The sequence below is a fragment of the Deltaproteobacteria bacterium genome (genome assembly GCA_015233135.1).
GTDB lineage: Bacteria > UBA10199 > UBA10199 > JADFYH01 > JADFYH01 > JADFYH01.
Genome location: JADFYH010000055.1, coordinates 1 through 7,117, shown reverse-complemented (window position 1 = coordinate 7,117; position 7,117 = coordinate 1). Strand labels below are relative to the sequence as shown.

Annotated in this window: 8 protein-coding genes; 2 read left to right on the top strand and 6 right to left on the bottom strand. The window is 44.0% G+C overall.

All coding sequences use genetic code 11. The features are described 5' to 3' along the window. Nucleotides 1-217: 217 nt before the first annotated feature. Nucleotides 218-2,674, top strand: a complete 2,457-nt coding sequence (locus HQM15_11910; protein MBF0493467.1) for a hypothetical protein — start codon at nucleotides 218-220, stop codon at nucleotides 2,672-2,674. Nucleotides 2,675-3,003: 329 nt separating this feature from the next. Beyond that, nucleotides 3,004-3,693, top strand: coding sequence for a PilZ domain-containing protein (locus HQM15_11905; protein MBF0493466.1), 690 nt, complete (start codon nucleotides 3,004-3,006; stop codon nucleotides 3,691-3,693). Here HQM15_11905 and HQM15_11900 read toward each other — a convergent pair. The 6 genes from HQM15_11900 to HQM15_11875 form a co-directional block, all read right to left on the bottom strand. Further along, on the bottom strand, nucleotides 3,679-4,437 hold the full coding sequence (locus tag HQM15_11900) for an SDR family oxidoreductase (GenBank protein MBF0493465.1): 759 nt from the start codon (nucleotides 4,435-4,437) through the stop codon (nucleotides 3,679-3,681). The genes HQM15_11905 and HQM15_11900 overlap by 15 nt on opposite strands. A gap of 50 nt (nucleotides 4,438-4,487) precedes the next feature. Further along, complete coding sequence (locus tag HQM15_11895) at nucleotides 4,488-4,775, bottom strand: type II toxin-antitoxin system RelE/ParE family toxin (protein ID MBF0493464.1); 288 nt, start codon at nucleotides 4,773-4,775, stop codon at nucleotides 4,488-4,490. Beyond that, on the bottom strand, nucleotides 4,772-5,038 hold the full coding sequence (locus HQM15_11890; GenBank protein MBF0493463.1) for a type II toxin-antitoxin system Phd/YefM family antitoxin: 267 nt from the start codon (nucleotides 5,036-5,038) through the stop codon (nucleotides 4,772-4,774). The genes HQM15_11895 and HQM15_11890 overlap by 4 nt, the downstream gene beginning before the upstream one ends. A 105-nt stretch (nucleotides 5,039-5,143) precedes the next feature. Beyond that, nucleotides 5,144-5,332, bottom strand: coding sequence for a hypothetical protein (locus HQM15_11885; GenBank protein ID MBF0493462.1), 189 nt, complete (start codon nucleotides 5,330-5,332; stop codon nucleotides 5,144-5,146). Between the two features lie 25 nt (nucleotides 5,333-5,357). Further along, the gene (locus HQM15_11880) at nucleotides 5,358-5,576 is read right to left on the bottom strand and encodes a hypothetical protein (protein MBF0493461.1); all 219 of its coding nucleotides are present in this window, start codon (nucleotides 5,574-5,576) and stop codon (nucleotides 5,358-5,360) included. A gap of 767 nt (nucleotides 5,577-6,343) precedes the next feature. Beyond that, a complete protein-coding gene (locus HQM15_11875; GenBank protein ID MBF0493460.1) occupies nucleotides 6,344-6,526 on the bottom strand; it encodes a hypothetical protein in 183 nt (60 codons plus the stop codon). Nucleotides 6,527-7,117: the final 591 nt, after the last annotated feature.

Below are 7,117 nucleotides of genomic sequence, written 5' to 3'. Positions count from 1 at the left end.
ATCATAGGCGAGGCTCCTTTCTTGTCCTTTTCAAACCAAGAAATCCTCGCCTTCTTTTTATCTCTAAGCAAAATTAAACTTTCCTTACTTTTTGCTCTTTTTTACCCCCAGTAATTAAATGCATCCACTTTGCAAATACTTAGCAACTTTCTCTGGCGAGAGTCGATAGTCTGTGCATAGCATCCAACAAACCAGATAAACAAACAGGGGGATTTATATGTCTATTCTCGACAGCATTACTTCCGCGGTCTTTGGTCGTGTTTTGCCTCCGAATATTCCAGGAGTTACCCCCGACTCCACCCACTCTATTCGGCGTCCAGCGACTAGAGAAAGTATAGACACAGCAACAACGACAACTCCTTCCAATGTCTTTCAATCCCTTTACGTTTTGTTTAATCCGCGTGCCCGGCATGGTCGCATTCAACACGAAGCAGGCCCTTTGCAAGCAGCGCTGGGAAGGATAACTCGTTTGTTTTCTTTTGAGATGACTAATGGCCCTAGTCCTGCCGACCGTCGTGAGCAGGTGCAGCGTGCCGTAGCTGAGAGAATGGCTAATGGACAAGCCCTTGAAATGAGCGTGATAGGAGGAGATGGAACTGTGGTCCCCGCCATACAGGCTGCAGTGGAACGGATTTTGGGGAGATCTTTAACTGAAATCTCGCTTCAGGAAGGCCCCACGGCGACAGCAAGTGTGTGGAGTATGATTCATGGAATCAGTTTTTTCTCACTGGGAACTGCCGCGGATTTGGCCAAGCAAAATGGAGCGCCGCCCTCTCTGCTCTATCCCGCACGTTACGGAATTTATGAATTTATAAATAGACATCTCCCTAGCTTGGGTCTGCGCCCGCCCTCTGCCTTGGCTGCAGTTCCCAGTTTTTTAGATCACTCGGTAAGAGTGCCTTTATCTCTACCTGTGGTAACGATTCCAGATCGTGAGCCCATGGTAACCACAGAGGCCTTTGGTATTGGGATGGATGCCGAAATGTTTTTTGAGGGAGAACGAAGGCGTGCAGGGAATTCTCAACTCAGAGGTCTGGGATTATTTGTTGCTGCCCTGCGAGATATTATTCCCCGTCGTCTGAGGGCGAATTGGAGTTTTGAGGCCAAGCTGGAGTTAAATGGTCGTGAACTTCCAATGGCCAAAGGCCTGGGAGGAATGATTATCACGCCCAATACTTATTTAGGCGGCTTGGGTGCTTTGCCTGGCCCTTGGGGCTCGGTAAAGGTTCTAATGATCCCTGCAAGTTTTAGAGGAGGGGTTTTGGCAATCTTTGAAGCCGTGGCACGCAGGGCCCTCAACAATATTGGAGTGGACACCTTAAGTTTGGCGCAACGTTTGCGAATTTTAAACCCTGAGAATTGCTTACTTCTACAACCCGGGGATAGACTTAAGATTCAAGTGCAGCATAACGACACGAATGAAGCCCCTGGGCTTATTGCTCAAACCAATGGAGATGCCCTCTTGGAGGGGCAAGAGGCCCTTCGTGTGCATGAGGCGGAAGTCTATGTCCCTCCCGTGACCGTCCCCTCCCGTGCAGCGCCTAACTCAGTGTCAGCACAGCAACATAGTATCGCAGCATTGCGAAGAGGTGATTTTATTCAGCGTCCTGAAAATCCTCATTCACCGGAATATCGTGCAAGCTTGGGGGAGTTGCCTGTGGGCAGATTTCTGGCCTCCTGCCCTAGCCCACACTCTAACGGGGTTCAACGGCAAACGACTACCTTTTATCCTGCCGATTCTCTTCATCGTTTGGCCAGCGATCACAATATTCAGAACTCCGAATTGCCCCGAGTGATTGCCGAGGCCCACCAAAATAATTTTGATCATCCACTCAGTATGACCGAAGTGGAACAATGGGCAGAAAGTGATGCAGGAAGGGCACGATTGCAAATACTGAATCCCATTGTGGCAGACCGCCTGGCCAATCGTGCGAGAACTCAAGGGGGAAGTCTGGTTGTAGGCCTACTTAGCTGTTTAGGAGTAAACCATTTGTTGCAGCGTTTTGGAATAGATGAAGAACACAACCCCTTGCTGCATTTTTCACTCTCTACCCTCGCGGGTCATGTGGCCCAAAAATTTACACGGGCCCTGGCGATCCCAGTGATAAACACCTGGAGAGGCTTGCCTTATCATCGAGCCACGCTTCAAGCTTTTAATGCTGAAGGGATTGCCGTTTCCCGTGTCGTCTACAGTCGGGCCCCTACCCTGTTTCAGGCCATGAGACTTTCGGTGGCCGAAAGTTTTGGTCTGGGTCTATCCGAGGCTCGAGTAGGAAACCTATTGATTCGCTCTGCGGCATCCACTGCTGGATTAATGAGCAGAACGATTTTGAGCATGGGACCAGGGCTCATGACAAGTCGCTTAACCGATTATCTGCTGGAACATCACACTTCGCTTGATGCCAACACCCGAAGCCTGATCAGCTCCGCCGCTTTTTTTGCCCCTTCCATTGCCAGCATTCTTTTCGGAAATCCTGCCTGTCGACTTTTCGCCTCACCCCTCGTGGTAGGCGCCGGCTTTGTATTCTCGGCCGGATTCACGGCAGATCTCATTTACAGAAGCGTGCATGGTCATTCCAGGCAGACTCAGCTTTCTTCTCACTCCCCACATTCTCTCGGTCAAGGCCTGCTGACTCTGGTCTGCCCTGAAATTGCGGCGGCGATGGCCGCATAAGAATAACGAATAACTTGAGCTCCGCAGATTTTAAGAATCATTTTTTGCTCATTCTTGGCAAGTACCCATCTATAAAGCATTTCCCCTCTCCCCTTGAGGGAGAGGGTCAGGGTGAGGGGTATTTCTAGTGCACTCAGGATCACCCTCTCTCTGACTCTCTCCCCTCAAGGGAGAGAGGACTTTTCAGAGTGGCTTCTTACTAAAATCTGCGGAACTCAAGGAATAATTTAAGCATCCCTTATCAGCTTTTACACTCGGATCTGTTTCAGATTGTAAAGCGCTCCAGAAAACCTCACACTATAGGGTGAAACTTTTTTCTGGAGCTTTTCATGCTGGAAATGGATTTAAAAAAAATTATTGATCCTAAGTTGCCCCTGTTTTTCTTGACCCTTAAAGATAAAAACAAGCCCATCTTTATTCGCCGTGTTTATCCCCAGAGTCTACTGGTCGATTTGCATCCGGAAATGATTCAGACGAGTAAAATCAAGGGTTTTGTTGTTGCAGAGTCCGGGCAAGGAATTTTGGAGTTTGAAGCGAACCTCAAGCTAGACAAGCTGGATCAAGAGCATTTTGATGTCGTCGAAATATATATTATTTCTGGAAGCCTCAAAAAAACAAATCGCAGACAATCCTATCGCCTAACCTGGGCTTCTCCAATTAGTGCAAAACTGATCACCCAAAATAATCAGGAAATAATTGCAAAAATTTTAAATCTGAGCGCAGAAGGAATTTTATTTTCCGATGAAGGCAAATTGGCAAGCGATGAAATTTACCAGCTTCATCTAGATCTGGATGAACATACCCTTTTGAATTTTCCAATCCAGATGTTCGCCAAGAGAGAAGTCTCAAACTTTGATCCAAAAAAACAACACCCTGCCTTTTTTCTAGAAAGGCAGGGAAGTTGGAATAAAAAAACCATCAGAGAAAAAGAAAAGGAACTGATCGTTCGATTTATCAATAAAAAACTGCAAACCGAAAGAAAGCTGGAAAAAGAAAGGAACGAATCAAAAAGTAAATAATCCGGCTCCCCCATCCACTTCCACCACCTGTCCGGTAATAAAGCTCGATTGCTGGGAGCAAAGGAAGGCCACCGTATTGGCCACTTCCTCGAGCTCCCCCAAACGGCGCATGGCGGCTTTTTTAATCATGCGATCCATCATATCGCCGCGAATAAAATTTTCTACCGCTTCCGATTTCATCACACCCGGTGCGACTACATTGGCCGTGATGTTAAAGCGTGCCCCTTCTAGAGCCAGACTTTTTGCAAAACCTATCAAGGCCGCTTTGGTGGCTGCATAGCTGGTTTGGCCCGCACCGCCATGAGTGCCTGCAAAAGAAGAAATAAAGATCACCCTGCCCCATTTGTTTTCAAGCATCCCCTTCCAAACCGCTCGGGTGACGTTCACGCTGCCTAAGAGATTCACCTGCACATCGCGCTCAAAGCGTTTCGCTTCAATATCCTGAAACATGCCGATGGTATTTAAAATGGAGGCATTATTGACCAGGATTTGCACCTTGCCCAAATCGGTCTCAATTTGTTTCAGGGTATTTTCTACTTCTGTTACTTGGGAGATATCGCAGAGGTAAGATTTTACCTTCACGCCTTTTTCAGAAATTAATTTTTCCGTTTCCTTACAATCCTGAATATCAAGAAGGGCAATATTCACTCCCTCAGAGGCCAAGGCCAAGGCATGCGCCCGCCCAAGCCCATGTTTTGCCGCACCGGTGATTAGGGCAGTTTTATTTTTAATTTGAAAATCCATTGGCTTCTCCTTTATCGGTTGTCAGAAAGGTCTATACAAGGTTTCATAGTTTATTTAAGCAGTAAAACATTTTTTTCCAATTTCAGATAAACCACCTCTCTTTTATCGATGTCAATAACTTGAAGCTCAAGTTTATTATTAAGAATTTTGTAGATAATTCTAAAAAGAGAGACTCTATAACTATACAAACCCTCAAATGGCTCTCGAAGTATTTTTCCTAGATAAGGATCAATAGAAAGTTCCTCAAGGGCATAGCGAATTTTCTTTTTTTGGTCAGGATGTAAAGTTTGAATATAATGCTGAAGCTCGGAGGGGATCACAACTTGATAAGCTTTCATTCTCCAAAAACCTCTTTTATCGTTTTACCTTTGCCACCGCGTTTAAAATAATCGAGATTTTTTTTAATTCTTTTGACCAGTTGAGGCTTGGAAAGAATTTCCAAGGTTTCCTTCATACTTTCCCATTCGTCAAAGCCTACAAGTACCGCAGAAGGCTTTCCATTTTTAGTCACGACGTATTCTTGGCCTAGTTTTTGGGCATTGGTGATGCATTTTAACATCTTAGGTCTTAATTCGGTGACGGGAATAATTTTGGCTTGCATATACGCTCCTTTGAAGACGCTACAGGATTCTGTAGCAGATTATCAGCAAGCATTTTAAAAGTTCAAGGGTTAAAATAGAGGGAGGGATTTTCTGAATAACTCCTGTTACGCAAGAGGTTTTTGATCTCGAACTTCCCACAAATCCAACAGTGAAAGAAGACGCCTTTGGAGTTCGTTAAATAATTCGTCGGGTAAGGAGCCTAATTCTTTTCTAAAAGAAAGGTTGGCAACTGCAATCATCTGTCCCACCAACAAATCGCTTTCTTTCTCAAGGCCACAAAGCCCTTTAGGCAAACGTAAGCGTAAAAAACCAGCCTCTTCAATAATTTCCCGTTAAAGATTGATTTTCATTCCCATCTGCCTTGGCACACTTCCGAACCGATTTACGAATTTCTTCAGCCAACTGTTCTCTGGCTACCATTTTTTGAAGGGCTTCAAGTGCACGATGAATCATTTGAGATTTAGAAGGAACTCCCATCTTTTTTTGAAGGGCCTTCAGTATTTTTTCATCACTTTGTGAAATGGCTATAGCACCCATAGAGGTGGTATTTATAATGTTATAAATTTTATAATGTAAAGTATAACTTGAGTTCCGCAGATTTTAGTAAGAAGCCACTCTGAAAAGTCCTCTCTCCCTTGAGGGGAGAGAGTCAGAGAGAGGGTGATCCTGAGTGCACTAGAAATACCCCTCACCCTGACCCTCTCCCTCAAGGGGAGAGGGGAAATGCTTTTCAGATAAGCATTTGCCAAGAATTAGCAAAAAAATGATTCTTAAAATCTGCGGAACTCAAGGTATAACTTAAGTTCCGTAAATTTTTAACTTAGAATTTCCCCATCACTTCCCCACTAAAACCACCCTCCCCGTTTTGCTCCGATCCAAAGGGCAACGAGAGCGAAGGGAACCGCTAGCCCCGAGCGTCGAATCCATTGGGAAAACAAATCCAGCTTTTTTTCTTCGTCCGGATTCTGTCGGGCGAACTGCCATCGTTTAATGACCAGTATCACACAGATAAAATTAGCAGAAACAGTGATAAGACCACAGGTGATTTTAATCAGAAAATTTGCATCGGTATTTGTAGAACGGGTGAGTAGAACTATTCCGGTGGCGAGTACTCCGACAATTGCCCAACAAATGTGGGGCTCTTACATGGCCATTGCCAAAATGACATTCACCGAGAGTGGTATGTATAACAAACACCAAATTACTGAGGATGTCTCGAAATGCTACAAGTCCGGTTCTGGAGCCGAGTACGGACGGCGACGTCCTTGCTTAGGTAACTTTTTTATTTTTTAAAATAATCCTACTTATCGGAGGTAATGCCCTATGTTTTCTTCAAGGATAGATTTAATAAGCCTTTGATATTTCGTGCGATGTTTTTCAGCGGCCTTTTTGAGGAGACTTAGAAAGTCTGAGGATACACGAAGAGAAATGAGTCGATCTTGATTCTTCAATCGAATGTTCATTGGTTTTAAATCTTTTGCTTCCAAGTAATCGCCTAGGTCATTTTTTCTACAAATTCCCCGAAAGATTTTCGAGTTTTAAGTTTAGGTAAGGGCTTCTTCATAAATTTCTTTCTCCTTTCGATGCATTGGACGGGCAGAGATAGGTCTCAAAAGGTTTAATTCACCCTCAAAACCATCTATTTTTAGATTGTCCATATTCTGCCCTTCTAAGTCAATACTATTGTATATACAATATGCATTTATGACTCATAAATAATTTTTAGATACACTTTTCTTTAAGAAAATCACTCGTAAATTTTATGGGTAAATTATGGGTACGGATTCTAAGCCTGAATCTGATTTGTTTGATGGCTGGTTTTGATTTGATAGCGCTGTTTTAAGATAGCCAAACTGAGATAAACAATCATGGCGATCCAGATCTGAGAAAAAAACTTGAGCAATTAACCTCCAAAAATCCTTACACTTTTTTTTAAAAGTACCGATTTTTTAAAAGATGCATTTAATTACTGGGGGTAGTTTTTTTTGATAAGGCGAGAAGTTTCTTGATTTCTATTTTTTTCCCTTTGCCTTCTTCTTTTCTAAAGTCAATCACTTCTTGTTTGGGGTGTTGTTTTG

Bases quoted from the DNA above. Each gene is read 5' to 3' on its own strand.
- HQM15_11910 (MBF0493467.1), top strand. From the start codon at position 218: ATGTCTATTCTCGACAGCATTACTTCCGCGGTCTTTGGTCGTGTTTTG.
- HQM15_11905 (MBF0493466.1), top strand. From the start codon at position 3,004: ATGCTGGAAATGGATTTAAAAAAAATTATTGATCCTAAGTTGCCCCTG.
- HQM15_11900 (MBF0493465.1), bottom strand. From the start codon at position 4,437: ATGGATTTTCAAATTAAAAATAAAACTGCCCTAATCACCGGTGCGGCA.
- HQM15_11895 (MBF0493464.1), bottom strand. From the start codon at position 4,775: ATGAAAGCTTATCAAGTTGTGATCCCCTCCGAGCTTCAGCATTATATT.
- HQM15_11890 (MBF0493463.1), bottom strand. From the start codon at position 5,038: ATGCAAGCCAAAATTATTCCCGTCACCGAATTAAGACCTAAGATGTTA.
- HQM15_11880 (MBF0493461.1), bottom strand. From the start codon at position 5,576: ATGGGTGCTATAGCCATTTCACAAAGTGATGAAAAAATACTGAAGGCC.